This is a genomic window from Enterobacter sp. CPE_E1241, assembly GCF_045618265.1.
Taxonomy (GTDB): domain Bacteria; phylum Pseudomonadota; class Gammaproteobacteria; order Enterobacterales; family Enterobacteriaceae; genus Enterobacter; species Enterobacter adelaidei.
In genome coordinates, this window is sequence record NZ_JBIWYV010000001.1 from 4102911 (window position 1) to 4118806 (window position 15896).

Consider the following 15896-nt stretch of genomic DNA (forward strand, 5'->3'; position numbering starts at 1 on the left):
ATTGTTGTCACTCCTTAACAGGCACCAGCGTCAGGAAGCCATTGCCAAGCTCGATGGTGCGTGGCTTGTCCGGGTCAAGATCGTCGCGGCTTAACACCAGCCGCCAGGTATTATTTTTCATATCCGGGCGGTTGAACAATCCAATAACCGCGACGTACTGCGCCTCTTCATCCATCGGCATATTGAGCATCACGCTGCCTTTAGGCATCACCAGCAGGGATTTACTCGCCACGATGTCTTCTTTCAGCACGGTGTCGGCATCACGCAACAGCTTCTGGTAATCGGCGGCATCCACCTTCTGACGGTCTTTAAGCTGATAGACGCGTACCATGGTCGCCAGCGGCGTCTGCGCTTCATCAGCATTGGCGGCAGAGCGCGGTTCAAAGTCGAGATGAAGCACCTTAATCTTTTTGTAGAAGATGGCTTTGGTCATGCTGACCGCACCATCGGAAACAGTCTGGGTCAGGCCGCAACCGGCCAGCAAACCGCAGAGCGCGAGCAGAGCAATCTGTCGCAGGGGAACGGATGTCATTCAGAGGTTCCTTTCAGAATAAACAGCAGAATTAATCAAAGCGGTAACCGCCATCCTGGGCAGGAAGTAGCGGTTTGCAGTCCAGCCCTTCATAACAGCCCAGGCTGACGGTAAGGTGGCTGCGGCCAGTACTGAGAGTTCCGCCTTTTAGCCCCAGAATGCCGGTACGGCCCAGTTGAATACGGCGTTTTTGCCCAAGACGAGGATCAGGTAACACACTCACCGGAACCGTCAAACGCAGGCGTACATCCGAGCGATAGCCGAGATACACACGCAGCAGCACCAGCAAATCTGTATGCAGTTGACCACCGGGCAGCCAGCCTTCGGCCTCTTCAGGATTATTGGTCGAAAGTATCAGCAGGATCCGACTACAGGCTTCTTTCCCGGTTTTGCCAAGCGTGGTGCGCTGTGACAGGGCAATCCGGTTTCCTTTCCCCAGGCCGCTGCGCTGTGCCACCTGCACTTTCACCGGGTCCGGGCTGATGATGGTCGCGGTAGTCTCCGGGGCCAGTAGCCCTACGAGCTGTCGAATGCCCTCGGCGTTACGGGTCGGCAGGCGCATCGCACCGAGCAAGGCCAGAAAGCGAGAAACGGGTGTGGCAACGTGTTCCGCCGTGCCGGGGATCCCGAGGCCCACCAGCCCTAAAAGGCACTGTGAGGTGTCGTCGGTCCCCCCCATTTCAAATGTCGCCGGGTAAGCGTATTTACGCCAGATACGGTAATACTGAGTGGTAATTCGGTGGCTGAAGATATCTAGAAACGCCGTGGTCGCTTCATACCCCTCGCGGCGCTGGGCAATGTCGTCCAGATACGCCGTCGGCAGGGGTGAATCTACGCCATACATCCCGAGGAACGTGGTGCGCACCGTGGGCGGCAGTTCCGGGTGGTCTTCGTCGGTTTCAACGGTTCGCAGTTCACTGGCCGGAAAACCCATCCCCGGCCAGGGACGGAAGCGCACCGGATCGGCGGTTGGCTTTTCAGCGGTACCCAGCAGGGGTGCGTCAGGATTTTCCTGTTCCAGCAACTGGCAGTAACGGTAAAAGTTAACCCGCCAGATGTCCTTGCCAATCTGCTCTGTCAGCCCGGTACGTGCTGGCTGTGATTCTCTGTCCATCTCAGTCGTTTCCCTGTCGGTTGCAGTACCAGCGTGAGCTGATTGAAGAGGTGTACATCGGCATACAGCGCAAAGAAGCGATGCAGCATTTCGCCAAAGAGATTCACATCGCCCTCTCCGGCAAAGTTGTCGGCATTAAGGGTGACTTCAATCTCCACACCGCGCAGCATGTAGCCATGCTCAAAGCGGCGTACCAGCGTGTGTTTCACCGCCACGATGGCTTCCAGGCGGCGGCGGTTCATCTCGTCGTCGGTCCAGTCGTACAGAGCCAGCGTACCGCGCAGCACTTCCGGGTTATCCATCATGCTTAAGAAACTCGAGCCCAGATGGCTCATCACCCGCCAGTGGAAACGGTCATTCGCGGGCGGATAGAGCGGCAGGCTCGGCGCAATCAGGTTCAGAACCTTTACCGGAACCTTGCCTGCTTTCACGACCCGGTCGAGCAGCGTACTTTCCAGCGCCTTACGGGGCATCTGCCCGTTGGTGCCGGTGATGCGCATGGAGAGTGATTCTGGCTTATCTGCCAGTTGTTCAATTTCAAACGAACGCCCACCGAGAATCAGCCAGGTGTCGTACAGACCAGACGGGCCGCGCTTCACTCGCGTGTGGAAGTAACGTTCCGGCGCATCGTGACGCATCATGCCGCCGCGATGACGGAAGCTGGTGAACGGTACATACGGGTGCTTACCGTTTTTCACCGCTCCGTGAATGTTATCGACGCTGTAGATTTCAGTGTGCCCGTCCTGCACGCGCATCGGGCGCAGCAGGTATTCGTTTTCCAGCGGATCGATGGTCAGCGGATCCGCTTCCAGAGTGAAAAGATTTATCACCGGTGAGCAGTGCAGGCGGAAGTTTTCAGTTTCGAACGGCATATCGGATTGCCAGCCGCCGTTGAGCACGATGTCGATTTCAAACCAGGTAGTGTCCCGATTCAGCCCGGTCAGCTCCAGCCCACGTAGCTCCACGAACATAAACTTCTGTCGGAAGCTGAAATACTCCAGCAGCAGCTGATAGCCGCTGAATGCCGAGTCGCCTTTCGGCCACAGACGCTCATTGTCTTCAAAGCCCATCGGCTTGCACCAGCCATCAAAGCAGATGCGTTCAGTGCGCGTTGCCGCATGGCGGACATACATTGCATGCACCCGGCGGGTCAGCGCCAGATGCAGGGCCGACGCTACCGGGCTTTCGGCATCAAGATAAAGGGCGACTTTATCAATGCCACTTTTCGCCCAGTCCACTCTGCTGCTGCATTCAAAACGCAGACGAATCGCCGCGCGCCCGTCAGGCTCGGTCTGCAAACGCGCATCAGCCAGATGAATGGGTTGCAGGGTGATGTCGCGAGTGGTGCGGTACTGACAAACGGTTTTGTCCGGCCCGACCGGACGCGACAGTACCGAAAAACCTTCAGGCAGCACTTCGGCCTGCTTCAGCTGTTGCCATTCCGGCTCGAAGGCCACTACGGAGAGTGACGGAATGGTGCGCATATAGTGTGGCCAGAGCAGGCTGACCAGCCCTTCGGTCAGTTCCGGCAAGTCATCGTCGAGCTTTTCGCGCAGACGCCCCATCAGGAAGGCAAACCCTTCAAACAGGCGCTCGACGTACGGGTCGCGGGCACCGGTTTTATCCAGATTGAGCATGGCAGCGCGATCGGGGTGGGCGCGGGCAAATTCTTTACCGGCTTCGCGCAGATAGCGCATCTCCGCTTCGTAATAGCGCAGGGTTAAATCATCCATGCACGGGTTTCCTGAGTATTGTGGTAGTCAAAAAAAGTGGAAATCAGATGTGGCCTTATCAGCCACACAGCACCATTGCCCGGGCGGGGTCAATGGCAATCAGGCCAGCCAACAGCTCGTCCATTTCAGGGGCGAGGCGGGTTTTGTCGCTTTCGCTGCGGCCTGCTTTGAGGCGAAGTAATTTCAGGCGGCGGGCCTGCACTTCAAACAGCAGCGCAGGTTCCCAGTCATTGAGCGTCAGTTGTGATGCGCTGCTGGTGAGTTCGCCAAGCAGTTGGAGCGCCATTTCATTGCGCCCGAACTGCTCTGCAACGCGGGCCATGAGCAGACGCAGTAACCAGCGGTTGCGGGAGGACTCCATACCCGGACGACTCTGAAGCCAGCTAAGCGCCGCCTCCGGGCCATCGCTGTCACCCTTTTCCATCGCCTCCGCTTCCAGCGCGAGAATGTCATCCGTTTGCTCTCCTCCGGCAACCGCGGCAGGTTCATTAACAAATCCCGGCATGTCGTCATTCACTTTTTCGGCAATCCAGGTCAGCGTCACTTCATCGGCAAACGGCGTGCCGTCGCTCCACGAGAGCTGCTCAAGGCCATGCAGGCGGCCCAGCAGCAGCTTCAGGTCGCTGAGGATGTAATCCGCCCAGCCATCCCAGGGCTGTCCGGCGCGGGTCAGCCCCTGCCAAAGGTACCACTGCAAATCGAGCCAGAAACGGTTGCCGCCTTCACAGAACATCGTACTCGCCTGCTCCACCAGCTCCGTCCAGCTCTGCTGTAGATACAATCTTTTAAGCTGCGCGCGGTAATCCGGTTTTGGCGGTGAAAGACGCGTGCGGCCGCTGGCATCCAGCGCCGGGATCTGACCCACCGTATCCCAGCGAACCGCTTTCATCAGCCGGTGCGATGCCAGCCAGCCGTCCTGCTGATCGGCCAGCCAGCGGGAGAGCACCTTTGACTGGCTGAAAAATTCACCTTCTGACTTCACAACAATATCCGGGGCTGACGACCTGACGGTTGAAACAGGTGTACTTTCTGCCGTACCGGTGCCCTGTGGCGTTAAGCCATCCAGCCCACCGGAGCCTGCCAGACGGATTTCCAGCGCACGGGATAAACCGTCGAGAGAAGGACGATCGCTCTCCGGCCAGCGTTCCAGCAGCGTTTCCAGCAGGCAGAGAACCGCTGCCGTCTGTGAGGTCTGTTCGCGGGTAGCATCTGGCCACAGAGAAAGCGTGTCCTGTATCTTCGTGCTGTTCAGCCACTCCAGCGCAGACTTGCGTGCATTCGGGCGACGCGGATGACACTGCTCACCGTAGCGGCTCAGCACTGCCGCCAGCAGCTGCAGTCCTTCACATAACCCTGATTCCCCCTCCAACTGCAGACGGGCGAAGATATACCAGGTGACAACTCTTAAATCCCGGGCGGTATAACAGAGGATCTTTTCAGCCAGCTGATTCAGTTTTTCTGAATCCGTTCCAGAGAGCTTGTTGATTTCCTCGCGCATTAGTTGGAAATCGTCGTCATAGGCCGGGTCTACCCCTGTCCCGTCGCCGTCCGTTAACGGCTTAAGCCAGTTATCCCATTGAGCCAGGCTGCCCTGTTGACGGGCGAGCAGCGAGGACTGCTGCGCGTCATCAGGCAGGCACAGTGCCAGCAGTGCTTTTGCAGTTGCCATCTTATTCCCCCTCCGTGGATGCAAAGGTGTTATTCACAGCATCGGCGCTGACCGAGAAAATCGATGCCGGCAGGCTGAACCCCTGTAGCTTCAGCAGCGCCAGCGGACCATCGCCCAGCTCGCTGCGCATAATAAATTTCAGCGGATTGCCGTCCTGTGTGATCCACACTAGCTGAGTTCGGCTGCTGTCGAGCGGGGTGATCAGCGCTTTATCCAGCAGACGGATAAAGCCCCAGTTACCCTGGTTGTGTTCGTACAGACGCATTCCTGCGGTATTGCTGCGCCAGCTCAGGTCGACGCCTGGATAATAGGTATTCCCCGGCCAGGTGAAGCTCTGCCAGCTTTCCATCTGGTTGAAGTAATCCAGATTCTGCCCGTCCAGCGCCAGTTGGATACGTGCAACATCTCGTGAAGGACGCGCCATCAGTTCAAAATGCACGCCTGCATCCCCCTGCGCAAAGACAATATCGGAGATATCCGCCAGTTGGTTGATCGCCGCCAGGAATGCTGGGTTGACGGTCACCCCCTGACTTGCGGAAGGATCGACCACCCAGTGATTGCCTTCCTGATGCAGGATCCCGCCAAGGTTCGTTTTGAGGAATGCCGCGATACGCCCGGAATCACCACGCAGGAACTGCGCCAGAAGAGGAAGTGAAGCATCACTTCCCGTAGCCTTAAACGGATAGCGCCCGGCAAATGCCGTATTCCACTGCGAGACGATAGTGCTCTGCCAGCGGGCATTGAGGCTGCCTGCCGCCGGGGCCAGCACTTGGCGCCAGGCCAGCTCAAGAGGCTGCACAAACAGCGCCTGGCCAAAACCGTTCCACTCTTGTCCAAAGCTGGCCGCCACCAGGCTGCCGTAATCGCGGGTGTCGGTCAGGTCAATCGCTTTACCCTGGAACACGGTCTGGGCCAGCATCTGAGCCATCGCCTGCGGATCCGGCGCACTGGTCACCTGTTGCAGCTTGAGGCGCACCTGCGTCACACGCGCCAGCCAGGACTGGAAGCTCAGGTTGCCGTTACTGCCCGTGCCGTCTTTCCCGACCATCAGGCCATTGAGCGGGCCAAACACACCGTCCAGCGGACCTTTTGGCCCCTGAGCCTGTTCAATAAACTGCTGTGCGTTCTTTTTACGGCCCACCAGCTTCTTCGCCGAATCGACAATTGAATCCGCCAGTGCTTCGCCCTTGGCTCCCGTCTGCCCCTGCCAGGCTAGCGTGTTCATCAGCGCCACCAGCGGTGACTGACGCACATCCGCCAGCAGGTTGAGCTGGGCAATCGCTTCAGACAGCGATTCCGCCTCGTGCCACTGAATGCTGTTCGCCAGGTTCAACCAGGCATTACCGAAATCGGTAAAGTAACGCTCGGTCAGGCGCTGCTTCAGCGCTTCCGGCGAGATATCGCTACCAGCCTGATGAGTCTTATCCGTCAGCACCCAGTCGATTTCTGCGCGGCGAGTTTTCACCACTTCATCAATAGCAGTTTCAACCTGCTCTTCCCACGCCTGCCTGGTGAACATCCCCGGCACCACTTCTTCGGTACTGAACAGCGTTGAGGCATTGGTATCACTGGTCATATCTGCCAGGGTTAAATCCGGCCAGTTACGGGCGATGCGCTGCAGCATTTCCTGATACAGACCAGACTCCGCATTACGCTGACCAATCTGCTTAAGCAAAATCTGACGCACAGTCCCCACCAGCTCGGCATCCGGTTTGATTGCCCACTCGGGATGAGACGGCAGATTCTGGGCATAGAAGCCAAGCAGTTTTGGAGCCTGGGTTTGCCATGCGCTGTCGGTTACGCCCGCACGCGTCGGCCAGACTTTCAGCATGTTTGCAGCCAGCCAGGGACCATCCGCTTTATCGGGGTGCCCCAGCATCAGGTAGCCCTTGAGCAGGTTATAGGTTTTTTGGGTGGCGGCAGTACGCGCATCACTGGCAGGAGGCAGTTGCACAAAGGCGTCCAGCTGGCGGCGGAGCTCATCGGCCAATGCATCACGCATCAGCCCATGATTATTGCGGGCATACAAGGGCCAGAGTGAATTCAGCGTTTCACGGTCCTGATTCAGGCCAAACGTTGTGTACCATGGCGCGCCATGGGCTTCCCGGTCCTGCAAACGGGCGATGGCCTGTTGCAGAACCAGCTGGTTGCGCAGACGTTCTGTCAGCGGCTGGCGGGTATCGGCAGCAACACGCGCCGTTTCCTGCGCCTGATAAATCTGCGCCCGATTAACCACCAGTGAAAGCAGCGTTCCCGCGCCCCACAGCAGAACCAGCGCCAGCAACACCAAACGCAGAACTCGCGGCCAGTGGAAGCCTATTTTACGGGCGTGAACCTGGAGACAATCTTCTTCCAGCGCCTGCCATGCTGGCGGACTTAAACGTGCATTCGGCAGCGTGGGGGTCGCCACCTGAGCAGGGCTGAACATCACCCCACGCAGACGATAAGGTGCCGGGCCTGTCATTAGGCTGGTCAGCAGCGGCGTTAACTGCTGTTTGAGACGCCCGCGCAACTGATCGGAGAGTTGCAGCAGCCAGTCGTGTCGGGTATCACTCAGCAGCACGGGCATGCCCGCATCGCGTAAACGGGAAGACAGCGTGGTCAGTGATTCAACCGCCGCTTCCGGTGCAGCCCCCGGTCCGAACAATGAGCCAGTCGCCGGAACCCCCTCGCCTTCCTGGCTCCAGGCTTCCTCGCGGATAAACCACAGCCAGACCGGAGCCTGCCAGCCAAACAGCGAATCCCCTTTCTGGCGGCTGCGAACGAGCGTATCCAGCGCAGCAGCATCCGGAAGCTGGGCACAGTCCATCACCTGCACAATACCATCCAACGGGCGCTGAGGACGAACCTCATTCAGCACATCAACAAATTCAGGTTCGGGCGTGGCTTTTGCCTGGCCCGCATGGATCAGCACAATGCCGTCGTTTTCCTGCCAGTGGTCACGCTTAAGGCCCGGTACCACTTTCTCGATATGATCATCTGTGCCCTGCACCAACACTAAGCGGACTTTGAATTTCCAGCGGCGGCCGTAGCGCAGGCGGAGGTGATCGATGAGCTCTGCACTATTGAAAAAACCTTTCCCACTTGGATCCTGGAGAATCAAAGGCATCTGACACTCGGCAGACTTTCTCTTATTTTCCTCAAAAGCCGCCCTGACACCTGTTTTTCCTGCACGCTCAAACAATCGTTCAACCACCCAACCAATAAGTCCAATCATGAGGATTGAAACCAGGCTCCATATCAGTAACTGGGTGCTATCGAGCGGACCGATCCCAGTCCAGTGCACCATTTTTTCTGGCCAGGCCATGAACAGATACACAAAAATGGCGATGAAAAAAATAAGGGTGAGTACGATGCTCCCAATAAGTGTTTTTACTTTCACAATGTGTCCTGTCGTATCCCTGTGTTATCTCCGGGTGTAACACCGGCAATCCAGATGTCATTTGTATCAGTTTCTACAGCGATTATTTGTGCCGCTCCTGAGCGGGCAACAAGTGAGGATATGGCCACCGCAAGCCAGGGAGCAGAAACACCGCAATAACCGATGAAATCGTCTATGTTTTTATGTTCTTCAGCCATATTGAGAGATAATTTGTTTTCTTCACACGCAGAATGCCACTCTCCCCCCTGCGAGAAATTCAATCCAGTCCCCCAACTTCCCTTAACCTCTTCAGGTGATAATTGGCTCCAGATCAGTGCCCGTGAGAGTGTTTTTGTCAGAGAATCATTTTTGTATTTTTCAGGCCTGCGTAATTGCACGGCCTCAGGAATGCCAGGATGCTTTCGGTTCAACATTAATGCTAACGTTATTGCCTCGCCTTCACCTTCTCCGGGGGCTTGACGAATCTCCGCGCTGAGCGACAAAACCAGTGATGGTTTGCGCCAGGCATTATCGAGCCAGTTGTCGAGCGCTTCAAACCCATTGCCATCGAGTAAAACGAAAGAACGCCCGGTCTCTGACTGAATAATCTCTGAAGCGATTTGCAATGCATCAGGGATCCCCGGGGTATTAAAGTCAGCTATCAGTCGACAAATAATGTCTGATGGGATTTTTGCGAGTACAGGCTCAATTTGTGTAATAAGTGTTTTTATGGCTTCGCTGAACTTAGTTGATTGCAGCTCTTCAAATCCCGACAATTTCGAGTGTCGGACCTGAGCCCCTTCTCTTGTTTTTTGTACTTGAATAATTGGAGAAGAGGATTGTATTGCAGAAAGTATCTTATCTGTTCTGCTTCCTGACTGCGTTATAACACCTGAAGCAATAAGCCATGCAGAACGTTGCCCCCGCAAAATCTCTTCATTCCATAGCGCATTGCGATTAGCATTCCAGGACTCAGCCCAGACCTGATCTGTTTTGTATGCAATGCGACGCAGGCCAAAAAAGATCCCCCACAAACAGAAAGGAACACCCAGCGCGGTAAACCAGAAAACAAGCCCCTCTTTCGTGCCGGTCCAAAATAAAAATGACAGCAGACAGCCAACAACCAGCAGAAATACAAATAATCCTGACCATTTTCGTGTATCAGGGCGATGGACTTTAGGGACTACCGCAGGGACTTCATCCAGAAACACCGGCATATTTATGCTACCTTACCCGCCGGAAATGAGCTGATCAGCGTACAGCCACATCCACATTTATGGCCATGGAACGCAACAGGAACCCCCTGATCAAGATAGTTTGGATTGCCCTCAATGATTGTCGTCGGCCCATGCCCCTCTTTTGGGCATGAAACCTTATCCCCTTTACGAGCAACCCCAATCCCACCAAACTTCATCGTCCCAGATCCTGTTAACACTGCGCCACCATGGGTGGTTTTATCACCAATACGAACGATTGCTAACATAGCTATATATCCCTAAATTGCATCTGTGATTTTATTTAAGAAATAAAGGTCATTAACTCACTGTTTTATCCAGTCAAGGCGCTTTAACCCATTACTTAAACATCGGCAAACTCCTTCACCAACTTATCAGCTTAACTAACTAGCCATACATTAAAAGCATAATCTTTCGCAAAGAATTGACAACTACAATATATCCACAAAATTAATCCATGCGGTAATAATTTTTGCTTTTGACTTATATTTAATCTTTAACATTGAGCTTTCGTAATCAAGTATTTCTACAACATCCCCTTTTATCAAATAGGGCTTATTTCGCTTTTGTTTTTTATTTTCATCGTATAAAAATGCCTTATCATTTCCGATTAACGTTTTAACACTACCATCAAGAGTTAAATTATCAGATGCAAGCAACTTATCAGCATCCGCGTTAGATAAGGTCACCTTTTCTGTTACGCTCTGTTTAGAACAGAGCGTTAATACAGCTACAACTTGCTGTTGTTCAGCAGAAGGCAAGGTAATCCTTTTACAAGCCGAAAGTAAACGTGGGATTTCTCCAGATGAAAATTTGAAGATGTACGCATCCTTAGGATAGTCCATTAATAAAGACACCGCATCGGTAGACAATGCATCCAGAAACAAATTACTTCCTTCTATGTCGGATGTAATAATTGTATTGTTATCATATTCTTTACCTTGGGCATTAGTATATTTTACATTGTAACCATCATTGTTTTTTTCTACGACCCACACACTTCCGTCATTATTTTTAACTTCATTGGCAATAATGACATTTCTCGCATGCACTGCAACTGACAAAAAAATTGACGCTATAGCTATAGAGTAGCTTTTATGGATATTCATTAATCACCGCCATTATAATAATGAATATCATTAGGTGCAGGGTAGCGCGATACCTTTATAACCGGATAATTTTCACCTGCAACGCATTACTGATAATATCCACATAATTATTTATAGTTAAATTTTTACGACCTTTGATTATCACCAATTAGTAAAATTAACAAAACACCTATTTCCTATTTATACTACTTGCTACATTTATACAGAACCCATCCAATCACTCGAAGCCTATGGATAGTCAAAGCCGTTATTCCTAATAACAGCATCATAGGCATCATCAATACTGTGTATCGACTACTACATCTAACTTAGTTCCTGTGCTGATTTTATCGAAAGAGTAGTTAGTGGTTTCGGAATCCATTACAACTGATATACTTAGCTTGTTTTTATTAATCCATTTATAGACAACAGAACCATCGTTGATTTTATAGCTATCATTGCTGGAGGATAGATTATTTTTTAAATTATCGGATACGGCTTTATTAAACCCAATAAACATCTGATAAGCGGAACTGACATCTAAGTTATTAAACTTACAAGTATACTTAGATGTACCATCAAATTGTCGATTAGGGTTTTCATTATGGCAATATTCCCTCCAATCACTCTTTGAATGTGAATCATTATTTTGAGGTGTAATTACATCACTATGCTTATAAAACAAAACATAGTTCTGTTCGGTAACAAACAGGTTATTCCCTGCCTTTACGATTTCATCATAAGGTGCTGGACACTCTTTGCCTGGAAACAATGATGTGAATTCATAAACATTCTCCGGAAGTTGAAGGTTTTCATGTTTGAACAATGCGCTATACAGATTCAATGTCTTAGTCGACATAAAATATGAAATCGCACTTCTCTTCAGCTTGACATAATCAGTTGAACATACGCTTTTGTTTTCTAAGAAATCATTAGTTATTATTAACTTCTTATCCTCAATGCTCAAAATAGACTTACTGTAGATCATATTAAGATGATTTATGACATCGGTATCATGCTTACCAAAAAGATCATTTCCTGATACCTTATCAAACACCCATTGAGTTCCTTTTGTATCGTCATCTGAGTGTGCCATACCTGATAGCAATGATACCAATAAGAAAGTCAGATTCGCTCTATTATACATCCGCCTCCCCTCACGATATTAATAAGACACTCATAGTCAAATCTCATGCATTCTATTGCAGCTATCTACACCTGGATTAATCAGGAATATTTTTTGTCACGACAAGACATCCATTACTACCTTCGCTGAAAGAAATTTCCGTCACTCCCCCAGGAAAAGATTGGGTGACAATAAGTTTTTTAGCACTGTTCCATTTATAAGAGACGGCATCACAATTATTATCACATTGAGAAGTAAAATCATGATTCAGATTCAAGCTAGCTGATAAATTTTTTCTTTCTTCTCCTGACAGGCTATTCCTATATTTAGAATAAGCGTCTAACAATGTCATTTTTTTATACATACACTCTTCAATTGTTCCATCGCCATAAACCTGTTCAATCGTCTGCTGCTTCTGCACACAATTAATATTAGTATCTTTATTCTCTGCATTATTTTGAGTGTAAATGACAGCTCTGTTTTTAAGAATCATTACTAATGAATCATTAATTTTAATAAAATATGAAAAAGGATAGTCACAGCTAGATACACCATTCCTTGAAGTAAACAGAGTAATCCCATCATTCACATCTAAATTGTATTTAGAAAAGAATTCTTTATATAATTCAACAGTTTTTTGGCCATGCCAATAATTCAAAGGTTTTTTTTCTAACTTATTATATTCAAATTCGCAAACATTTCTAATAATGACACTTTTATTGTCAATAATAATTTCTTTTCCTCTGAACACATTATCTATAGAGTCTTTTGTTATATAAACCCCATTTGGATCAATCGGGGTCGATATAATATAATGCTTCCATTCTATTTTTTGTTGTTCCGGTGACACAGAATTTATAGCATTGTTTGATTGAGCCTCTGCAACAATGGAGAAGGCACTTAAAAAAACAACAAATAAAACTTTAATCATCACTAATCCTTACAATCAATGTGCTGAGTCATAGATACCATTCAAAAACATATTATTCTCTGACACTCTCCTTTTTGCAAGGCCAGGGTCACCACCATTAGTGATATCTAAAAATTCATTAGCTGCTTCTTCATATTTTTCAGAGTTAACAAGCCTCAATAAGTTTGGAGCCCCATTTGCAGCAAAGAAAAACTCGCCACAGTTAAATAGCAAGCTAACGAGTGCATCGAATTCATATTGGAACAATTTCACGCCAACATCTCTCTTTACACCATTTTCGAACCTAATCAAATCCAAATCAAAATATCTATCAGCATCAGACGCAGTAATCCCTCGTTCAAACTCTGTAGGTAAGGATATATTTTCACATCGTTGAGTCTCAATTAAATGTCCATATCCGATTGTGCAATTACCCTCTGTGTCGTTATAGGCACTTAGGCGCAATGCTTCCCATGACTTTATAAATACCTTTCCTGCTTCAGATGTACGAAGCTGAGATATATCCATACGTTCAGATGGTTCAGACTGGTGAGTTCCTTCTCCGAAGGTATTATCATACCCTTCATTCAATATACTAATTGGGTCAATTAGATCTTTACGCCTTAAAAAAGGTAGGATAGATCTATCAGTCAAAGGTGCTCTGATATTATACGCAACATCACCTGTATATACTTCAAAATGAAGCATATATACCACTGTGCCATCAACTTTCACTGTTGGCAACCCAGTTCTGGTACTGATAAGCTTACCAGTATTGCCAATGACATCCCCTTTACTAATATTCTGCCCAACACTTACCTTAATGCTCGATGGATCTAACTCGCCATACCTGACTATAAACTTTCGTCCATTAACAGTTTCATGGAGAATGGTAACCTCATTTGTTGCATCATAGAAAAAACCTGAACCAAGCACTTTTCCGTCACAAACAGCTACGACAGCCTCATAAGGATTAGTATACAAGTCTCTCGCAGCATGCTTTCTGGTACCACCAGAACGATTTCGTCCAAAGATTGCCTGAGATGCATTGTTGTCACTTAATGATGCAGCCCAGTAATATCTATTCCAAACACCTTCGATATCATTTTTAGGTTTAACTTTCAAAGGAAAAATGATGTCCTTACTCTTATTCTGAGATATTGCGGATAAAAACGCAATCGGATGCATATGCCACGGCTCACCTGCCATCCCGGAGATCTGTTTCATCCACTTCATCTTCTCGATAAAGCTTTCCGTATAGGTTTTCCATACGGCCATTGACGGATCGGCGGTTAGCGTATCCAGATATGTTTTCCAGTAGACATCGTCCTTTCCGTAATACCATTCGCTGGGGTGCCTGACAATAATACGGTAGAGATGATCACGATAAGACGGGTTGTGCACTGCCTGCAGATACTCTTCTTCCGAGTATTGCCCGTCATTATTGGTGTCGATCTGCTTCAGAAGGCGGCTGTAATTATACTGGTTCGTCGCCCGGCTACTGTCCGTTTCATTTTGGGCAGCCTGATAAAGCTGTTCAAGGATCCCTTTTACAACGTTATCAGGGTGATGGATACCGTCTATCAGATCGAAGCTCTCTGGCGCTTTATCCAGGGTAACAAACCCCAGTGAAGCGAGGTCAAACTGCGCCACTTTTTTCACGCTGCTGGCAGCCATCCAGCCACCTTCTGGCCTCACCTGGTAATACGCTGCCTGGGTATTATCCGTCAGCGCCTTACCATCAGCATCTACGCCCGGGACTCTTGAACGGGTCAATATGCCAGGTGCACGGCTCTTACGCTCAGTGCTCACCATGTTACCCGACGCATCCGGCATAAATAATGCGGCCCCTTCGGCATAGCTCAGGTATGCAGGATTGTCTTCCCCGGCTTTATCGGGGTTGGTCAGGAAGACCGGGAGATTATTGTCCGGGCTCAGGCATTCGATGTGCACCTGATAACGCGAGCGCTTACCACTTTCTTCCGGCAATTCATAAAAGCCAAGATGACCAATACTGTCTCCGGCGCTGATTGCCACAGGCGTTTCAGGGACCACGACTTCGCCGTATTTTGCCGCCCCCTGTGACCGGGCTCCTTCTGCTATCAGATTGTCATTGTCCGAAACAACCCAGACCCGATCGCCTTTTTTCAGCTCCCCATTATCTCTGTCCAGGGTTACAAGGCTGAAAATACGATTATCAGTTAAGCGGGTAAATGAGGCGCTGCCAGGGTCAACGGTGACAGGAAAATCTTTCGGCAGTTTGCAGCGTTTTGTTCCTGTACTGACATCCTCCGTGCTGAAGTAGGCTTTCAGTGCCGTGCCGGTTTTATACCCCTGCTCATTACCGGTTCCTGCATGATAAGCTGGCGAACATTTTTTCCACCAGGAAGGAGGTGTAGCCTTGCCGGAAAGAGGTTTTAACCAGCCTCTGTCTGACACTGTCCAGACTTTCTCACCCGCCGACAGTGGGCCGGAATCATTGACGAGCGTCACCTCACAGAACTGACGGTGATGGTGCCCCGAATGTGTTGAGGTCATTACCTTGTCACTCAGTTTCACCTGAGTTCCCGCAGGCAGCGAACCCGTCCCTGTCCCCGTATTCACCTGCGCCGGGGAGGTGTAATAAGACTGGCCTTTTGCTGTCTCCCGGAGGTTTGCATCTGTCTGACCGTAAGCAGAGACGGGTGCCAGATTCATATAAAGCGTATGGAATGTCAGCCCGCCGGACGTATTTTCTCCTGGCTGAATGTAATGTCTAACCAGTACAAATGAGGTTGAGAAATAAAGCTTATCTCCGCGCCATGCAATGAAGTCGTAATCCTCACAGACGCGGTACGCAACAATTTCGCCATCTGCCATACACCCTACGGCCTGTTCCCCGACATACGGCTGATTAACATAGCCAAGCTCAGAAGGGTTGCTTCCGGTCAGTGCGCACCACGGGGCAGTGGCATCCGTAATATGAATACCGCCATGCCACATTCCCTGGCTGCCAATAAGATAAAGACCAGTGCTCTCGCGATCCAGCAGACTCAATAATTCTTCCGAATTTCCGAATACCTTACCTTGTCCATTAGAAGGTATCGGGAAGCTTATTTTTGGTATTGAAGCCATCGTTTTTCCTCCCT

Annotated in this window: 11 protein-coding genes; all 11 read right to left on the reverse strand. The window is 50.1% G+C overall.

All coding sequences use genetic code 11. The features are described from left to right. Positions 1-7 precede the first annotated feature (7 nt). The 11 genes from tssJ to ACJ9Y9_RS20170 all read right to left on the reverse strand — a co-directional run bounded on the left by tssJ (position 8) and on the right by ACJ9Y9_RS20170 (position 15882). Positions 8-532, reverse strand: coding sequence for a type VI secretion system lipoprotein TssJ (tssJ, locus tag ACJ9Y9_RS20120; RefSeq protein WP_028019690.1), 525 nt, complete (start codon positions 530-532; stop codon positions 8-10). A 31-nt stretch (positions 533-563) separates the two neighbouring features. Then, positions 564-1646: a type VI secretion system baseplate subunit TssG gene (tssG, locus tag ACJ9Y9_RS20125; protein WP_028019689.1), complete on the reverse strand. Its 1083-nt coding sequence runs from the start codon at positions 1644-1646 to the stop codon at positions 564-566. Beyond that, positions 1610-3379, reverse strand: coding sequence for a type VI secretion system baseplate subunit TssF (gene tssF, locus ACJ9Y9_RS20130; RefSeq protein ID WP_028019688.1), 1770 nt, complete (start codon positions 3377-3379; stop codon positions 1610-1612). The genes tssG and tssF overlap by 37 nt, the downstream gene beginning before the upstream one ends. Positions 3380-3437: 58 nt before the next feature. Further along, a complete protein-coding gene (tssA, locus tag ACJ9Y9_RS20135) occupies positions 3438-5048 on the reverse strand; it encodes a type VI secretion system protein TssA (protein WP_028019687.1) in 1611 nt (536 codons plus the stop codon). 1 nt (position 5049) lies between these two features. Beyond that, on the reverse strand, positions 5050-8157 hold the full coding sequence (locus ACJ9Y9_RS20140; protein WP_395148007.1) for an ImcF-related family protein: 3108 nt from the start codon (positions 8155-8157) through the stop codon (positions 5050-5052). A gap of 269 nt (positions 8158-8426) precedes the next feature. Then, positions 8427-9626: a hypothetical protein gene (locus ACJ9Y9_RS20145; protein ID WP_028019685.1), complete on the reverse strand. Its 1200-nt coding sequence runs from the start codon at positions 9624-9626 to the stop codon at positions 8427-8429. Positions 9627-9628: 2 nt separating this feature from the next. Then, positions 9629-9892, reverse strand: a complete 264-nt coding sequence (locus tag ACJ9Y9_RS20150; RefSeq protein WP_032667052.1) for a PAAR domain-containing protein — start codon at positions 9890-9892, stop codon at positions 9629-9631. Positions 9893-10075: 183 nt separating this feature from the next. Then, positions 10076-10753: a hypothetical protein gene (locus tag ACJ9Y9_RS20155; RefSeq protein WP_028019684.1), complete on the reverse strand. Its 678-nt coding sequence runs from the start codon at positions 10751-10753 to the stop codon at positions 10076-10078. Positions 10754-11030: 277 nt separating this feature from the next. After that, the gene (locus ACJ9Y9_RS20160) at positions 11031-11879 is read right to left on the reverse strand and encodes a hypothetical protein (RefSeq protein WP_028019683.1); all 849 of its coding nucleotides are present in this window, start codon (positions 11877-11879) and stop codon (positions 11031-11033) included. 76 nt (positions 11880-11955) lie between these two features. After that, complete coding sequence (locus tag ACJ9Y9_RS20165) at positions 11956-12789, reverse strand: hypothetical protein (RefSeq protein ID WP_028019682.1); 834 nt, start codon at positions 12787-12789, stop codon at positions 11956-11958. 15 nt (positions 12790-12804) lie between these two features. Beyond that, positions 12805-15882: a glycoside hydrolase family protein gene (locus tag ACJ9Y9_RS20170; RefSeq protein WP_028019681.1), complete on the reverse strand. Its 3078-nt coding sequence runs from the start codon at positions 15880-15882 to the stop codon at positions 12805-12807. Between the last annotated feature and the right edge of the window lie 14 nt (positions 15883-15896).

Coding starts and splice junctions, on each gene's coding strand:
- ACJ9Y9_RS20140 (WP_395148007.1), bottom strand. CDS start 8,157: ATGCCTTTGATTCTCCAGGATCCAAGTGGGAAAGGTTTTTTCAATAGT.
- ACJ9Y9_RS20155 (WP_028019684.1), bottom strand. CDS start 10,753: ATGAATATCCATAAAAGCTACTCTATAGCTATAGCGTCAATTTTTTTG.
- tssG (WP_028019689.1), bottom strand. CDS start 1,646: ATGGACAGAGAATCACAGCCAGCACGTACCGGGCTGACAGAGCAGATT.
- tssF (WP_028019688.1), bottom strand. CDS start 3,379: ATGGATGATTTAACCCTGCGCTATTACGAAGCGGAGATGCGCTATCTG.
- ACJ9Y9_RS20170 (WP_028019681.1), bottom strand. CDS start 15,882: ATGGCTTCAATACCAAAAATAAGCTTCCCGATACCTTCTAATGGACAA.
- ACJ9Y9_RS20145 (WP_028019685.1), bottom strand. CDS start 9,626: ATGCCGGTGTTTCTGGATGAAGTCCCTGCGGTAGTCCCTAAAGTCCAT.
- ACJ9Y9_RS20165 (WP_028019682.1), bottom strand. CDS start 12,789: ATGATTAAAGTTTTATTTGTTGTTTTTTTAAGTGCCTTCTCCATTGTT.
- ACJ9Y9_RS20150 (WP_032667052.1), bottom strand. CDS start 9,892: ATGTTAGCAATCGTTCGTATTGGTGATAAAACCACCCATGGTGGCGCA.
- tssA (WP_028019687.1), bottom strand. CDS start 5,048: ATGGCAACTGCAAAAGCACTGCTGGCACTGTGCCTGCCTGATGACGCG.
- ACJ9Y9_RS20160 (WP_028019683.1), bottom strand. CDS start 11,879: ATGTATAATAGAGCGAATCTGACTTTCTTATTGGTATCATTGCTATCA.
- tssJ (WP_028019690.1), bottom strand. CDS start 532: ATGACATCCGTTCCCCTGCGACAGATTGCTCTGCTCGCGCTCTGCGGT.